General features: G+C 66.8%; 14 protein-coding genes. 12 read left to right on the top strand and 2 right to left on the bottom strand.

What is annotated here, in order from left to right; all coding sequences use genetic code 11:
- Positions 1-6 precede the first annotated feature (6 nt).
- The 6 genes from ABZ293_RS05930 to truB all read left to right on the top strand — a co-directional run bounded on the left by ABZ293_RS05930 (position 7) and on the right by truB (position 6,988).
- On the top strand, positions 7-2,118 hold the full coding sequence (locus tag ABZ293_RS05930; RefSeq protein WP_355177666.1) for an Ig-like domain repeat protein: 2,112 nt from the start codon (positions 7-9) through the stop codon (positions 2,116-2,118).
- Between the two features lie 224 nt (positions 2,119-2,342).
- On the top strand, positions 2,343-3,356 hold the full coding sequence (locus ABZ293_RS05935) for a permease (protein ID WP_355177668.1): 1,014 nt from the start codon (positions 2,343-2,345) through the stop codon (positions 3,354-3,356).
- Positions 3,353-4,291, top strand: coding sequence for a TIGR03943 family protein (locus ABZ293_RS05940; RefSeq protein ID WP_355177670.1), 939 nt, complete (start codon positions 3,353-3,355; stop codon positions 4,289-4,291). The genes ABZ293_RS05935 and ABZ293_RS05940 overlap by 4 nt, the downstream gene beginning before the upstream one ends.
- Positions 4,292-4,361: 70 nt before the next feature.
- A complete protein-coding gene (locus tag ABZ293_RS05945; RefSeq protein ID WP_355177887.1) occupies positions 4,362-5,318 on the top strand; it encodes a metallophosphoesterase in 957 nt (318 codons plus the stop codon).
- 84 nt (positions 5,319-5,402) lie between these two features.
- Entirely contained in the window at positions 5,403-6,074 is a 672-nt protein-coding gene (npt, locus tag ABZ293_RS05950; RefSeq protein ID WP_355177672.1) for a 4'-phosphopantetheinyl transferase Npt, read from the top strand.
- Positions 6,074-6,988: a tRNA pseudouridine(55) synthase TruB gene (gene truB / locus ABZ293_RS05955; protein ID WP_355177674.1), complete on the top strand. Its 915-nt coding sequence runs from the start codon at positions 6,074-6,076 to the stop codon at positions 6,986-6,988. Before npt ends, truB begins: the two co-directional genes overlap by 1 nt.
- Here truB and ABZ293_RS05960 read toward each other — a convergent pair.
- Positions 6,960-7,580: a helix-turn-helix domain-containing protein gene (locus ABZ293_RS05960; protein WP_355177676.1), complete on the bottom strand. Its 621-nt coding sequence runs from the start codon at positions 7,578-7,580 to the stop codon at positions 6,960-6,962. The genes truB and ABZ293_RS05960 overlap by 29 nt on opposite strands.
- 86 nt (positions 7,581-7,666) lie before the next feature.
- On the opposite strand from ABZ293_RS05960, the gene ABZ293_RS05965 reads away from it, so the two are divergent.
- Entirely contained in the window at positions 7,667-8,080 is a 414-nt protein-coding gene (locus ABZ293_RS05965; protein ID WP_355177678.1) for a DUF4345 domain-containing protein, read from the top strand.
- Positions 8,081-8,201: 121 nt separating this feature from the next.
- Positions 8,202-8,624, top strand: coding sequence for an EF-hand domain-containing protein (locus tag ABZ293_RS05970; RefSeq protein WP_355177680.1), 423 nt, complete (start codon positions 8,202-8,204; stop codon positions 8,622-8,624).
- A 91-nt stretch (positions 8,625-8,715) separates the two neighbouring features.
- Here ABZ293_RS05970 and mntR read toward each other — a convergent pair whose 3' ends face one another.
- Positions 8,716-9,498, bottom strand: a complete 783-nt coding sequence (gene mntR / locus ABZ293_RS05975; protein ID WP_355177682.1) for a manganese-binding transcriptional regulator MntR — start codon at positions 9,496-9,498, stop codon at positions 8,716-8,718.
- 135 nt (positions 9,499-9,633) lie between these two features.
- On the opposite strand from mntR, the gene ABZ293_RS05980 reads away from it, so the two are divergent.
- The 4 genes from ABZ293_RS05980 (at position 9,634) to ABZ293_RS05995 (ending at position 15,148) form a co-directional block, all read left to right on the top strand.
- Entirely contained in the window at positions 9,634-10,599 is a 966-nt protein-coding gene (locus ABZ293_RS05980; protein ID WP_355177684.1) for a bifunctional riboflavin kinase/FAD synthetase, read from the top strand.
- A gap of 169 nt (positions 10,600-10,768) precedes the next feature.
- Positions 10,769-11,038, top strand: coding sequence for a 30S ribosomal protein S15 (gene rpsO / locus ABZ293_RS05985; protein WP_355177686.1), 270 nt, complete (start codon positions 10,769-10,771; stop codon positions 11,036-11,038).
- A gap of 445 nt (positions 11,039-11,483) precedes the next feature.
- Positions 11,484-13,757 carry a polyribonucleotide nucleotidyltransferase gene (locus ABZ293_RS05990; RefSeq protein ID WP_355177688.1) on the top strand — a complete coding sequence of 758 codons (2,274 nt, stop codon included), beginning with the start codon at positions 11,484-11,486 and terminating at the stop codon, positions 13,755-13,757.
- Between the two features lie 80 nt (positions 13,758-13,837).
- Entirely contained in the window at positions 13,838-15,148 is a 1,311-nt protein-coding gene (locus ABZ293_RS05995) for a pitrilysin family protein (protein ID WP_355177690.1), read from the top strand.
- Positions 15,149-15,155: the final 7 nt, after the last annotated feature.

The following is a 15,155-nucleotide window of genomic DNA, read 5'->3' on the forward strand; positions in this document are numbered from 1 at the left end:
GCGGCCATGCAGCCGTTCAGCCCGAACGACTACCGCAAGCGAGTGCTCGCCGAGGTCGAGCGCCGCGGCGGGATCGAGGAGTCGGATCCGTTCGAGCTCTACGACATTCCACTGGAGGAAGCGGAGTCGCTGAGCGATGCCGAGGTCGCCGCGCGGGTCGAGGAGGTCTGGGGCTTCTGGCAGCGGCAGCGCGATCATCCGAAGTATCGGGTGCTCGTTGGATTGCTGGTCGACGCGCATTCAACGTTGTCGCGCCTGCTGCTGGACTCCGCGGTGCGTCGCGTGCAGACGGCGCGGGTCCGAGAGGTGCGTGCCCAGCGGGACGCGGATCGCTACGAGATACTCGACGCGGCGATATCGCGCTTGGTGCAGCGACACGGCGGGGTACCGGCCGGGAAGGTTTCCGGACTGGAGGAGATCGGCGCGATGGGCGGGCTCAGCGCCGCCGAGGTCGCGACCAGGTTGCGCCGACATCGGGTCATCGAAGACAAGCCCGTGCCCGTCGGTGTGCTCACCGAGCAACGCAGACAACAGATTCGACAGTTGCTCAGTGAATGGGAACGACTGGTCGACGGTGAACCGACGCCGACGCTGTTCGCCCTGCTGCGCGTCGATCCATCGAAAGCCGGTCAGTCCCAGGAGATTCGGCTGCGCGCGGAGGCATTGCGGGCACGGTCGCGTGAGCTGCCGCCGGGGCGCATCCGAGTGATATTGGACGAGTTGCTCATTCACATCCACGATGTGCTCGAGTCAGGTGCGGCGACACTGCGGGAGTATCTTCGCGCGGTGGCCGAGGAGGTCGCCAACGAACTGCGGCCGAAGGTCAGGGCGGCCGTGCTCGTGGAGGATGAACTCGTCGGCGATGACTTCCGGTATCTGCTCGACGAGGCGATGCGGTTGGGGTTGGATCGGGCCGATGCGACCCGGGTTCTCACCGATATCGCCACTGAACTCGGTGCGCGAGTAGACAATTCGCCACCGGCAGTGCCGACCGCGTCCCCGTCGGGTGCAGTGCCGATACCGCCCCCACCGCCGCTGCGACTCTGGGAAGCACCGCTGAAGGCCGCACGGGCGGCGCTGCGCGGTGGTCGCCCGCGGGAGGCTGCGCGGCATGTCGAGCAGGCACGCGGACTTGTCGGCTCCGATGGGACGGGCCGCACCCCGATTCGTTCGGTATCCGACGAGGTGGACCGGGTATTGGCCGAGGCGGAGGGGCGCTGGCGCAGCGCGACGACCGCCTGCGCGGGCAGGCGGTATGCCGAGGCGCTTGCGCACCTGGAGCAGCTGCGGCGCACCGCATCCGATCTGCTTCCGCCGAACCAGGTGCCGAGCATCGACCAGTTGCTCGCCGAAGCCGGGCAGGCCATCGCCGAAGCGGATCGGCTCGTCGCCGCGGCACAGGCCGGACCGGCCGATGCCAGGATGCCCGGGCTGCTCGCGGCGGTGGCGGTGTGCGCCGATCATGCCGGTGCGGTCGCCGCGCTCGCGGAAACGCCGGTCGAGGCGCCACCGCGGGTCGAGGCCACCCGGCTGGCGAATGGATCGGTACTCGTCGCGTGGTCGCCATCGTCGACGAATAATGTCGCCTACCGCGTGACCCGGTTGCAGCCGGACGGGTCGTGGCGGGTCGTCGGGCGCACCCAGGCGACCGAACTCGAGGACGGTGCTGCGCCCGCTGTTGGGCAACCGGTGTACGCGGTGGCCGCCGCCATTGCGGGCCGATACTCCGAGATCACCCGATCCGATACCGGCCCAGCCGTGAAACCGCAAGACGGACCAGAACAATCGCCGCCGGACGACCCGGCGCCGAGCGGCATCCCCGCCGTCAGCGGGCTCGCCGAACGGGCGGGCCTGTTGATCTTCACCTGGCCCGTCGGCGTCACCGAGGTCATGGCCGTAGTGCGTCCCGACCAGCCACCGACCACACCGGACGACCCTCGGGCACGCTCCTGGAAGGTCACGAATATGCGCTATGAAATCGACGGCGGCGTCCGAATTCCGTCCGATATTCCGCGCCCCTGCCATATCGCCATCGCATCCTGCCGCCGCGAGCCGAATGGAAAGCTCACTGTCGCTGCGGGTTTCGCGGCGACCGCGAGAATCCACTGGTTCGGATAGCCGAGCGAGATCGGGTTCGGCTCTGCCGCTGGGAATTCGGCAAGGCTGCCCGGCGTGTGCCGAGCACGGATGCCTCGTGCGGCTCTCCGATTCCCGTCGGGCGGACGCGCCGGCAGCATGAGTGGAATGGGCGCGCCGCCTATTGCGCCGCGACATACCGGTGGCGGGCGGCGCAACGCGGGGTGAGCTCCGATAGCCGGGATTTATCGATCGAACCAGGCAGGATGGGGGACGTGCTCGCACAGAACGCTGTGAATTCGGTACGGACACGGGTGTCCTCGACGTACGTGCTCGCCGCGCTGATCATCCTCGGACTGGTGCTACAGGCGCCGCTGGTGCGGGCGGTGGGGGCTTCGACACGACTGCAGACCGCGGTGACCATCTTCGCGGGTGTCTTCGTGCAAGCGGTGCCATTTCTCGCGCTCGGGGTTTTGGTGAGCGGGGGCATCGCGGCCTTCGTATCACCCGCGGTGCTGCGAAAGGTGTTGCCGCGCAATGAGCCAGCGGCGATCGGTATGGCCGGACTGGCCGGGATGGCGCTGCCCGGATGTGAGTGCGGTGTCGTGCCGGTGGCGCGGCGGCTGACCGATCAGGGTGCACCGGGCTCGGTCGCATTGGCGTTCATGCTGTCGGCACCCGCGATCAATCCGGTGGTGTTGATCGCGACGGCGGTGGCGTTTCCCGGCGAGCCCGGGATGGTGGGCGCGCGGTTCACCGGTTCGCTGGCCACATCGGTGGTGATGGGGCTGATCTGGTCGCGGATCGGGCGTCCGGCCTGGCTGCTGCCGCGCGGCTCCGGTCGCGAGCATTGCGTGGCGGGGCGGACCCGGTGGGAAGTCTGCACCGAGGCCGCGCGTCACGATCTGTTGCAGGCCAGCGCATTTCTCGTACTCGGCGCGGCGGCGGCCGCGGCGTTGCATGTACTGGTTCCGCCCGCCTGGTACGAGCGGTTGGCCGGGCAGCTGGTGATTGCGATCCTGGTCATGGCGGTGCTGGCGATCGTGCTCGCGTTGTGCTCGGAGGCCGACGCGTTCGTCGCGGCGAGCATGTCGACACTGCCCCTGCTGCCGCGGCTGGTCTTCCTGGTGGTAGGACCGGCGGTCGATGTGAAGCTGTTCGCCATGCAGGCGGGCAGTTTCGGACGGCGGTTCGCCCTGCGCTTCGCGCCATTGACCTTCGTGGTCGCCGTGGCCTGCGGCACGGTAGCCGGATATGTCTTCCTGGGAGGTGCCCGATGAAGCGGGAGACACAGAATCTGCTGTTGCTGCTCATCGGTGCCGCGGTGCTGTGGATCACACTGGACGGGAGCTACCTGCGCTATGTGAAACCGAGCCTCTACCTGTACCTACTAGTCAGCGGCGTCGGCTTCGTCTTGCTCGCGATGGTGGCGATCATACGAGATATCCACTGCGGCAAAGCATTTGACGAGCGGGATTACGCCTTCGGTCGCGGTGATGAACTCGGCGGTGGCGATGTGCTCAGCCACGCGGACCAGCACGGCCTCAGCGATCCGCACGGCCGCGTAGACGCGCGCAGCCACAGCGATATGTTCGCCCACACCGACACCCACGGCCCCAGCGACATTCACGGCCGTGGCCAGGTGCACGGCGACCACGGCCATGAGCACGGCTCCGGCCGCGCGCAATGGCTGCTGCTCGCGCCGGCCGCCGCGCTCCTGCTGATCGCCCCGCCCGCCCTGGGCGCAGGCGCGGCGGTGACCAGTTCCCCCGTCCAAGTCGCTCCGCGCGATCTACCTGCGGCGCAACCGAAGCTGTTGGCATTCCCGCCGCTGCCGCCGGAGCCCGCGCCGGCGCTTCCGATCGTGGATCTGGTGGAGCGGGCCCTGCAGGACTCCAGCCATTCCCTGGACGGTCGCGAGGTCACCATCAGAGGTTTCGTCATCCGGCCCAAGGACCTCGAACAACAGCATCCGGACGCGCCCGATGCCGATCTGGCGCGCGTGGTCATCACCTGCTGTGTCGCCGATGCCCGATATGTGCTCGTACATCTGGCCGGGATGCGGGAGGTGATCGAGGACGACGCGTGGCTCGAGGTTCGGGGTGTCGTCGAAACCGGCAGTGCCCAGCGGGATCCGGACCGGACGCCGACCTTCGTCGTCAGCGACTATCGGCGCATCGAAGCCCCGGACCGACCATACGAACGCGGCCGGTAGTGGATCGGCATCGCCCATGATCATCGAGCCGAACGGCGGCAACCCGCGTGGATGTGCCAATGTAGGTGTGGTGATACCCAAGTTGATGGCGGTGAGCGACATTCACGTCGGGCACCAGGGGAATCGGCCGGTTGTCGAGCAGATTCGGGCGGATTCGCCCGAGGACTGGCTCATTGTGGCCGGGGACGTGGCGGAGAAGTCCGATGATATTCGTTGGGCGCTGGAGCTGCTGCGCGGTCGCTTCGCCAAGGTGATCTGGGTACCGGGCAACCACGAGTTGTGGACCACGGCGAAGGATCCGGTGCAGATGCACGGCGTCGCACGCTACGAGTACCTGGTGTCGATCTGCCGGGACCTCGACGTGATCACACCGGAGGATCCGTTCCCGGTGTGGACCGGCGCGGGTTCGGAGCCGTACGGCGGGCAGGTGACGCTGGTCCCGATGTTCCTGCTCTACGACTACTCGTTCCTGCCCAAGGGCACCAGGACCAAGGCCGAGGGACTGGCCCTGGCGCGTGAGCGCAATGTGGTGGCCACCGACGAATTCCTGCTGTCGCCGGACCCGTATCTGACGCGGGACGCCTGGTGCCACGCCCGGGTCCAGGTGACCAAGCGCAAACTCGACGCGCTGGCACCGGAGACGCCGGTCGTGCTGATCAATCACTTCCCGCTGGTCCGCGAGCCCACCGACGTGCTGTGGTACCCGGAGTTCGCGCTCTGGTGCGGCACCGACCTGACCGCCGACTGGCACACCAGCTACAACGTGGTCTGCTCGGTCTACGGCCACCTGCACATCCCGCGCACCTCCCACTACGACGGCGTGCGCTTCGAGGAGGTGTCGCTGGGCTATCCGCGGGAATGGCAGCGGCGCGGGCTGCCGGACCGCCTGTTGCGTCAAATCCTCCCGACGCCGGAGTATCCGCCGGGCTCGCTGAACAAGTGGGGCGGCCACTTCGAGGTCACGCCCGAGATGGAGGCCGCGGCCGCCGAGATGCGAGAAAAGGCCCAGCGCCGTCGTGGTGTGTGAGCCTGACGGCGCCGTTGCGCCGAGAGGTGCTCCGTGCCTCCCGAGGCGACTGTCGGCTGGGCGGCTCGACTAGGCTCGTCGGTGATGATCGAGAAAATTCTTCCCGCGGGTGTTGCTTCGGCGGAACTGTTTGCGTACCCGGAGGATTTGCAGCCGCACCCGGCGGAGGCGCATCTCATCGAGAAGTCGGTGGAGAAGCGTCGCCGCGACTTCATCGGTGCGCGGCACTGTGCCCGGCTCGCACTGCAGGAGCTGGGCGAGCCACCGGTCGCGATCGGCAAGGGCGAACGCGGTGTGCCGATATGGCCGCGCGGGATCGTCGGCAGCCTGACGCACTGTGACGGCTACCGGGCGGCGGCATTGGGTCACAAACTGCGGTTCCGCTCGATCGGCATCGATGCCGAACCGCACGGCACCCTGCCCGAGGGCGTCCTGGGTTCGGTGAGCCTGCCGCCCGAGCGGGACTGGTTGTCCACCCTCGACGGCTCCGGCCTGCACCTGGACCGCCTGCTGTTCTGCGCGAAGGAAGCCACCTACAAGGCATGGTTCCCGTTGACCGCGCGCTGGCTCGGCTTCGAGGACGCCCACATCACCTTCACCATCGATGAGAGCTCCGACGGTGCCGGCTCCGGCACGTTCCACAGCCAGATCCTGGTACCCGGCCAGGTCAATGACGGTGGCGCGGCACTGGTTTCCTTCGACGGCCGCTGGATGATCGGTGATGGGCTCATCCTGACCGCGATCGTGCACACCTGATGGCCGACACGCGTATCGATGCCCTGGGCGGTCTGCTGATCGTCGATAAGGACGGCGGCTGGACCAGCCACGATGTCGTCGCGAAGTGCCGGAAGCTACTGCGCACCAAGAAGGTCGGACATGCCGGGACGCTCGATCCGATGGCCACCGGTGTGCTGGTGCTCGGCGTCGAGCGCGCGACCAAACTGCTCGGCCTGCTCACCTTGACCACCAAGGCCTATACCGCGACCATCCGGCTCGGCCAGGCCACCAGCACCGACGATGCCGAGGGCGAGGTGCTCGCGACCACATCGGCGACCCATCTCAGCGATGCCGAAATCGCGACGTACACCGCGAAATTGACCGGTGCCATCGAGCAGGTTCCGGCTACGGTCAGCGCCATCAAGGTGAACGGTGAGCGCGCGTACGCCCGGCACCGTGCGGGTGAGGAGGTGCAGCTCGCCGCTCGACCGGTCACCGTCTCTCGCTTCGATATCCTGGCCCGCCGGGATAGTTCGACATTCGTCGATCTGGACGTGGTCGTCGAATGTTCCTCCGGCACCTACATCCGTGCCCTCGCCCGCGATCTCGGTGCTTCGCTCGGCGTCGGCGGGCATCTGACCGCGCTGCGCCGCACCAGGGTCGGGCCGTTCACCCTCGAACACGCCAGAACCCTGGACGAATTGGCCGCGGCGGCCGAGTCCGAGGAATCGCTGTTGAGTCTGGATATCGACGACGCCATCCGAACCGCGTTCCCACGCCGCGATATCGATGACGAGCAGGCCGAGGATCTGCGCAACGGCCGGTGGCTCGAACCGGTCGGCATCACCGGCGTCTACGCCGCCATCGACCCCGCCGGACGCGCGATCGCGCTATTGCGGGAGAGCGGTAAGCGCGCGGCCTCGGTTATGGTCGTGCGTCCTTCGAATCTGTAACCGCACCACGCGCTTCCAATGCGCCGAGCGGTTCCAAAGCGCCGAGCAGGGCGCCGACGCAGATATTGCGGAGTTCGGTGCGTGTGCAGGTGCGGTTTTCCAGCCAGTCGACCGACAGGACGCGGACGAAGGTCAGCCAGCTCGTCAGGATCGATGAGGTGAGCTCGCGGGTGGGCCCTTCCACGCCCATCACATCGAGTAGGCGAACGCGAAGTTCGCCGAGTTCGCCCGAGATGATCGCCTGGATCGTCGGATCGCCCGCTAGCAGGCGATTGGCGGCGACCACGGTATTGGCATTGGCCTCGAAATAGTCGAAGTGTTCGTCGAGTCCGGCCGCGAGCTGTTCGGGTAGCGGGGTTTCGGTGTCGAGTTTGGTGGCGACCAGCAGCTGATCCGCGGCCAGTTGGTAGACGCCGGCGAAGAGATCGCGTTTGGTCGGGAAATGGCGGTAGAGCAGGGCGCGCGAGACCCCGGCCGCCGCCGCGACGTCCTCCATCAGCACCGCGTCGTAGGCGCGTTCGGCGAACAATTTCGCGCCCGCGTTCAGCAGCAGGCGGCGGCGTTCGTCGGGGGCGAGGCGGCGGCGGGTCACCCCTCGAAGCTTAGTTGACGTTTGTCTACTAACGGTCGTAGTATTTGGCTTAGTAGACAAACGTCTACTAGTGAAGGGAGGAATTCATGGCCACGGCACTCAAATGGCTGTCCATGGCGATGGGCATCGCCATCGTGGGGATCGGCATCTTCCACATGGCCGCCGGTATCGACGGCATCCCCGATATGGGCTCCTCCGGCGTCACCGCCGATAGTCAGACCCGCTTCTTCGGCGGTATCTTCGTCGGCTACGGCGTCGCCTGGATCTGGGCCGCGCGCCAGGTCCCCATCCCGGCGCTTGCGGTGCACTGGCTCGCCGGAATCTTCCTGCTCAGCGGCGTCGCTCGGCTGATCTCCGTCGCCGTCTACGGCTGGCCGCACTGGTTCCAAATCGTGCTGACCGCAATCGAATTGGTGCTACCACCGATCTTCTTCTGGCTCGCCACCGCCGACGAGAAGCGCGCGGCGTCCGGTGTCGAGCGCGTCACCGCCGCAGGCTGAATCGGAACCCATCGGCTGGAGTCGTTCGCTGGCACGGCAATCCGTACAGTGGGCCGTGGCCGTGCGCAGCCCGGTGTGCTGCGGCGGCCGCGGTGGACAGTGCGAAGAAGGCAGTGGGGTAATGAGCGAACAACCCGTCGATACGTTCGAACTCTGGGATCGCGACGGCGACGGTCTGGTGTCGGTCGAGGACATCACCACCGGAATCCGTTCGCTCGGACTGGAAGTCGATGACGAGGCCGTCGAACGCATGGTCGCCGCCGCCGACACCAACGGTGACTTCCTGGTCTCCCGGGCCGAATTCGACGCCGCACTGGTCGGCGGGCGTATCGAGGTCACCGATGCCGACGCGGCCTTCCGGGTTTTCGATATCAATGGCGATGGCAAGATCTCGGTCGAAGAACTCGAATCCCTCATCCGCCATATCGGTGCGGGCCTGATCGACGAGCCCGCCGAATCATTGCTGGCAGCCGCGGACACCGACGGGGATGGCTACCTGTCTCCGTCCGAATTCCGTGCGCTGCTGGATTTCCTGTCCCGCTGACTTTTCGTCGGGTCCTCCGAGGGGGCAAAGCCTGCCTGCGCCCCGAAGCCGTCGCGGCCGACAGCCGGCAGCACTATTTCCGCCGACCTGTTCAGTCCCGGGTGCTGAGCCAGATGGCCTCGGCCGCCGGGCTGCCCAGATCAATGGTCCGGTCCGCGATGCGAATTGCAATGGTGCCCGCGAAGTCTCGGCGTTCCACCACCACGATCGGGGTATCCAGCGCGATGCCGACGGAATCGAAGTAGCGCAGCATATCCGGATCCGCATCGGAAATCCGTGCGACATGGCCGGATTCGCCCGCGCGAAAGTCGCTGAGCTGGCGGGCCGGTGGGGTGGGCACCGCGCCGTCGGCCGACGGAATGGGATCGCCGTGCGGATCCCGGTCCGGATAGCCGAGTTTCGCGTCGATGCGCGCCATCAGCAGTTCGGAGACTGCATGTTCGAGCACCTCGGCCTCATCGTGCACCTCGTCCCAGCCGTAGCCGAGTTCATTGACGAGGAAGGTTTCGATCAGCCGATGCCGACGCACCATGGCGACGGCGGCGCGGCGGCCGTGCTCGGTCAGGGTGATGGACCCGTATCGGGCGTGTTCGACGAGGCCCTGATCGGCCAGCTTGCGGACCGCCTCGGAGACGGTGGAGGCCGAGACGCCGATCCGTTCGGCGAGCAGCTTCGTCGACACCTTTTCCTGTGACCACTCCTGAGCGGTCCAGATCACTTTCAAATAGTCCTGGGCGACCGAGGTGAGCTCCGGCGCAATCGTTGCGGTGCTGCCGTGGGGGCCTGTGGTCTCGGTCGGCTGCGCTGCGGTGTCGGCCAGCTCGCGTCGGGTTGCGATGTCTCGTTTACCGGGCACATGTTCGAGCTTATGCATATGACGGGCGATTCACACATCACGCCACTCGAGTGCACCCAGCGATTCACCGGGTGTACACGAGCGGCACGGAATCGTGTGTGGATCGGCACCTCCGAATACTGTTCGACACCTGTTTTGCGTAGGCTGCGGACTGTGCAGAGATGGCGAAGCCTCGACGACATACCCGCGGACTGGGGGCGGTGCGTACTCACGATCGGTGTATTCGACGGTGTGCATCGCGGCCACGCGCAGCTGATCAGCAGGGCGGTGAAGTCCGCTGCCGCGCGGGGTGTTCCGGCAGTGTTGATGACCTTCGACCCGCACCCGATGGAAGTGGTGCGTCCCGGTTCACATCCGGCGCAGCTGACCACCCTGACCCGGCGTGCGGAATTGGCCGAGGAACTCGGCGTCGACGTGTTCTGCGTGATGCCCTTCACCCACGAATTCATGAAGCTGACCCCGGCGAGCTATGTGCACGATCTCCTGGTCGAGCGGTTGCATGTGGCCGAGGTCGTGGTCGGTGACAATTTCACCTTCGGCAAGAAGGCCGCTGGCACCATCGACACCATGCGCGAACTGGGTGAGCGCTTCGGCTTCGAGGTCGACGGTGTGAAGTTGCTCAGCGAGCACGCGGTCACCTTCTCCTCGACCTACATCCGAGCCTGCGTCGACGCGGGCGATATGGCGGCGGCCGCCGAGGCGCTCGGTCGTCCGCATCGCGTCGAGGGCGTGGTCGTGCACGGCGACGGCCGCGGCCGCGAGCTCGGATTCCCGACCGCGAATATCGCCCCGCCCATGTATGCCGCCATCCCCGCCGACGGGGTCTACGCGGGTTGGTTCACCGTGCTCGGTCCCGGTCCGACCATCGGCACCGTGACGCCGGGGGAGCGGGCCATGGCCGCGATCTCGATCGGCACCAATCCCACCTTCTCCGGGCGGGCCCGCACCGTCGAGGCGTACGTCCTCGACCGGGAGGCCGATCTGTACGGCCAGCATGTCGCCGTGGATTTCGTCGAGCACCTGCGCGGCATGCGCAAGTTCGACTCCATCGATGAACTGCTCGAGGCGATGGGTCGCGACGTGGAAAACGCCCGCAAGGTCCTTACCACCATCGACTGACGCTCCCAGCAGCGAGTTTGCTCGCGCGATTCGGCTCGGCGCACTGAATTCGGTACGGCGAACCGAATCCGGTAAGGTGGATCCTCGGGTTTGCTGCGGTCCGCGGCGGCACCCGGCCGGTTGACCGGAATCCTCGAGCGCGGAACTGAGAAATAGGAGTGGATGCCCCATGGCGCTGACCACCGAGCAGAAGTCGGCGATTCTCGCCGAGTACGGCCTGCACGAGAAGGACACCGGTTCTCCGGAGGCGCAGATCGCGCTGCTGTCCAAGCGGATCGCCGATATCACCGAGCACCTGAAGAAGCACAAGCACGACCACCACACCCGCCACGGCCTGATGGCGCTGATCGGTCGTCGCAAGCGGCTGTCGAAGTACCTCGCGGACAAGGACATCCACCGCTACCGTTCGCTCATCGAGCGCCTCGGCCTGCGCCGGTAATTTCGCGCGATTCGCAGCGCCCGCAGCGCCGCGAACGTCGCTCATAGGACTCGCTCCGCGGTGGCCGGGTCGGGCGCGGAAGCGTTCGACACGCTACCTACCCGAGGCGGTCGATCAGGTAGCCGACGGGGAGACGTACAATCTCCCCGTTGGCTATTTGTGTATGAGGGGTATACACGCCCCGTTTGCACGACAACATTGCACAGCCGTATGCACCCGCCTGCGTGGCGTCGGTCTTCGGTAGTGGCCTCCCGACAGGCGCGATGCCGTCGGCGGGCTTCGATCGATGACCGCCTCCGCGTCGCCGTTTCCAAGGGGATTCGGCCGGGTGTGCGCGTCGCAACCAGGAGGGTTGCTGCGCGTCCGTATCCGGTACGGCTGACGAGAGCTGGATCGCGCCCCGATGCGCTCGATCCAGCGAAGACGAGAGGTTGAGAGCAGAAAAATGTCAGAGACAACTACATCGTCGGCCATTGAGGTCGAACCCGGTGTGTTCGAGTCCGTCGCGCTGATCGATAACGGCACCTTCGGAACCCGCACCGTACGCTTCGAGACCGGTCGCCTGGCCCGTCAGGCCGCCGGATCCGTCGTCGCCTACCTGGATGACGAGACCATGCTGCTGTCCGCGACCACCGCGGGCAAGCACCCCAAGGACCAGTTCGACTTCTTCCCGCTGACGGTCGACGTCGAAGAGCGCATGTACGCCGCGGGCCGCATTCCGGGTTCGTTCTTCCGTCGTGAGGGTCGCCCCTCCACCGACGCGATCCTGACCTGCCGCCTGATCGACCGTCCGCTGCGTCCGTCCTTCGTCGACGGCCTGCGCAATGAGATCCAGGTCGTGGTCACCGTGCTGAGCCTGAACCCGAACGATCTGTACGACGTCGTGGCCATCAACGCCGCGTCCGCGTCCACTCAGATCGCGGGCCTGCCGTTCTCCGGCCCGGTCGGCGGCGTGCGCGTCGCGCTGATCGACGGCCAGTGGGTCGCATTCCCGACCGTCGAGCAGCTCGAGGGCGCGGTCTTCGACATGGTGGTCGCGGGTCGGGTCGTCGAGTCCGGCGACGTCGCAATCATGATGGTCGAGGCGGAGGCCACCGATAAGGTCATCGCATTGGTCGCGGACGGTGCGCAGGCGCCGACCGAGGCCGTGGTGGCGCAGGGCCTCGAGGCCGCCAAGCCGTTCATCGCCCGCCTGTGCAAGGCACAGCAGGATCTGGCCTCGCTGGCGTCCAAGCCGACCGAGGAGTTCCCGCTCTTCCCGCCGTACGAGGCCGATGTCTACGAGGCCGTCGAGGGCACCGCCAAGCGTGAGCTGGGCGAGGCGCTGAGCATCGCGGACAAGCAGGAGCGCGAGGCGAAGATCGACGAGATCAAGCTGGATGTGCTGACCCGCCTGGCCGACGACTTCACCGGTCGTGAGAAGGAGTTGGGCGCGGCATTCCGCTCGGTCACCAAGAAGCTGGTGCGCCAGCGCATTCTGTCCGACGGCTTCCGCATCGACGGTCGCGGTCTGGCCGATATCCGTGCACTGTCGGCCGAGGTCGCCGTGATCCCGCGCGCCCACGGTTCGGCGCTGTTCGAGCGTGGCGAGACCCAGATCATGGGCGTCACCACCCTCGATATGGTGAAGATGGCCCAGCAGGTCGACTCGCTCGGCCCGGAGACCTCCAAGCGGTACATGCACCACTACAACTTCCCGCCGTTCTCCACCGGTGAGACCGGTCGCGTCGGTTCGCCGAAGCGTCGCGAGATCGGCCACGGCGCGCTGGCCGAGCGGGCGCTCATCCCGGTGCTGCCGAGTCAGGAAGAGTTCCCCTACGCCATCCGTCAGGTCTCGGAAGCGTTGGGCTCCAACGGTTCCACCTCGATGGGTTCGGTCTGTGCCTCGACCCTGTCGCTGCTGAACGCCGGTGTGCCGCTGAAGGCGCCGGTCGCCGGTATCGCCATGGGCCTGGTGTCGGACACCATCACCAACGACAAGGGTGAGGCGGAGGTCCGCTACGTCGCGCTGACCGATATCCTCGGCGCCGAGGATGCCTTCGGTGATATGGACTTCAAGGTCGCCGGCACCCCGGACTTCGTCACCGCGCTGCAGCTGGACACCAAGCTGGACGGCATCCCCTCGCAGGTGCTGGCCGGCGCGCTGAGCCAGGCGCACGATGCCCGCACCACCATCCTGGAGGTCATGGCCGAGGCCATCGCCACTCCGGACGAGATGAGCCCGTACGCACCGCGCGTCACCGCGATCAAGATCCCGGTCGACAAGATCGGTGAGGTCATCGGCCCGAAGGGCAAGGTGATCAACCAGATCACCGAGGAGACCGGCGCCAATATCTCGATCGAAGATGACGGCACCGTCTACGTCGGTGCGACCAACGGCCCCGCGGCGCAGGCGGCGATCGACCAGATCAACGCCATCGCGAACCCGCAGCTGCCGAAGGTCGGCGAGCGCTTCCTCGGCACGGTCGTCAAGACCACCGCCTTCGGCGCGTTTGTCTCGCTGCTGCCCGGCCGCGACGGCCTGGTGCACATCTCCAAGCTGGGCAACGGCAAGCGCGTGGCCAAGGTCGAGGACGTGGTGAACGTCGGCGACAAGCTGCGCGTGGAGATCGCCGATATCGACAACCGCGGCAAGATTTCGCTGGTTCCCGTCGATGAGAACGCCGACGAGCCTGCGGCGGCCGACGCCGTTGATGCGGGCCCGGCGGAGACCGAGTAGTACTTGTCTCTGTGACGAAGAAGAAGACGGCAACCCCTCTGCTCCGCGGCGAGCAGGGGGGTTCGTCTCCGGAGCTGCGGATGGATCAGATGCGGGGCAGCGACTCCGGAGTACGGCGGACCGTGCTACCCGGCGGTCTGCGTGTGGTTACCGAACATGTGCCCGGCGTGCGTTCGGCATCGATCGGTGTGTGGGTCGGGGTCGGCTCGCGCGATGAAGGCGCAACGGTCGCGGGCGCGGCGCACTTTCTAGAACACTTGCTGTTCAAGGCGACTCCGACTCGCTCGGCGCTCGATATTGCGCAGGCGATGGATGCGGTCGGCGGCGAACTCAACGCGTTCACCGCGAAGGAGCAGACCTGCTACTACGCCCACGTCCTCGACGAGGATCTGCCGCTGGCCGTGGATATGGTCTCCGATGTCGTACTCAACGGCCTGTGCCGGGCCGAGGATGTGGACGTCGAACGACAGGTGGTGCTCGAGGAGATCGCCATGCGCGACGACGATCCGGAGGATCTGGTCGGCGACGCCTTCCTGTCCGCGCTCTTCGGTGATCATCCGATCGGGCGTCCGGTGATCGGCTCCGTCGAAACCGTCGAGGCGATGAATGCCGCGCAATTGCGCGGTTTCCATCTGCGTCGCTATCGGCCGGACCGGATGGTCGTCGCGGTCGCGGGCAATGTGGAGCACGACCACACCGTGGAACTGGTACACCGTGCCTTCGCCCCTCGGCTCGATCCGTCCGCCGAACCCGCCCGACGGCGCGAGGGCCGGTTTCGACCGCACAGCGTGCCGCAGCTGCACTGGAGCCACCGCGACAGCGAACAGGCGCATTTGGCCTTCGGCGTGCGTGCCTTCGGGCGGCACGAGGGGGAGCGGCGCTGGCCGCTGTCGGTGCTCAATACCGTCGTCGGCGGCGGGCTGAGTTCGCGTCTGTTCCAACGCATTCGGGAGGAGCGCGGGCTGGCGTACTCGGTGTACTCCAGCGTGGACACCTTCGCCGATACCGGTGCGTTCTCGGTGTACATCGGCTGCCAGCCGGAAAATCTCGGCAAGGTGGCATCACTGGCGCGCGGCGTGCTCGAAGAGATCGCGGCCAACGGGATCACCGATGCGGAATGCGCGCGCGCCAAGGGTTCGTTGCGTGGCGGACTGGTGCTGGGGCTGGAGGATTCGGCGTCGCGCATGAACCGGATCGGTCGCAGCGAACTGAGTTACGGCAATCACCGCAGCGTTTCGGAGACGCTGGCCCGCATCGATGCGGTGACCACCGAGGAGGTTTCGGCAATCGCCCGCACCCTGCTGGCGCGGCCGTTCGCGGCTTCCGTGGCCGGGCCGTACCGGCGGACTCGGGAATTGCCCGCCGCGGTGCGGCGATTGGTCGAGAGCTGAAGTAGAT

The sequence above is a fragment of the Nocardia sp. NPDC005998 genome, from assembly GCF_040614395.1.
Lineage (GTDB): Bacteria > Actinomycetota > Actinomycetes > Mycobacteriales > Mycobacteriaceae > Nocardia.

Bases quoted from the DNA above. Each gene is read 5' to 3' on its own strand.
- truB (WP_355177674.1), top strand. From the start codon at position 6,074: ATGGCCGACACGCGTATCGATGCCCTGGGCGGTCTGCTGATCGTCGAT.
- ABZ293_RS05965 (WP_355177678.1), top strand. From the start codon at position 7,667: ATGGCCACGGCACTCAAATGGCTGTCCATGGCGATGGGCATCGCCATC.
- ABZ293_RS05995 (WP_355177690.1), top strand. From the start codon at position 13,838: ATGGATCAGATGCGGGGCAGCGACTCCGGAGTACGGCGGACCGTGCTA.
- mntR (WP_355177682.1), bottom strand. From the start codon at position 9,498: ATGCATAAGCTCGAACATGTGCCCGGTAAACGAGACATCGCAACCCGA.
- ABZ293_RS05930 (WP_355177666.1), top strand. From the start codon at position 7: ATGCAGCCGTTCAGCCCGAACGACTACCGCAAGCGAGTGCTCGCCGAG.
- ABZ293_RS05935 (WP_355177668.1), top strand. From the start codon at position 2,343: ATGGGGGACGTGCTCGCACAGAACGCTGTGAATTCGGTACGGACACGG.
- ABZ293_RS05940 (WP_355177670.1), top strand. From the start codon at position 3,353: ATGAAGCGGGAGACACAGAATCTGCTGTTGCTGCTCATCGGTGCCGCG.
- ABZ293_RS05990 (WP_355177688.1), top strand. From the start codon at position 11,484: ATGTCAGAGACAACTACATCGTCGGCCATTGAGGTCGAACCCGGTGTG.
- rpsO (WP_355177686.1), top strand. From the start codon at position 10,769: ATGGCGCTGACCACCGAGCAGAAGTCGGCGATTCTCGCCGAGTACGGC.
- npt (WP_355177672.1), top strand. From the start codon at position 5,403: ATGATCGAGAAAATTCTTCCCGCGGGTGTTGCTTCGGCGGAACTGTTT.
- ABZ293_RS05970 (WP_355177680.1), top strand. From the start codon at position 8,202: ATGAGCGAACAACCCGTCGATACGTTCGAACTCTGGGATCGCGACGGC.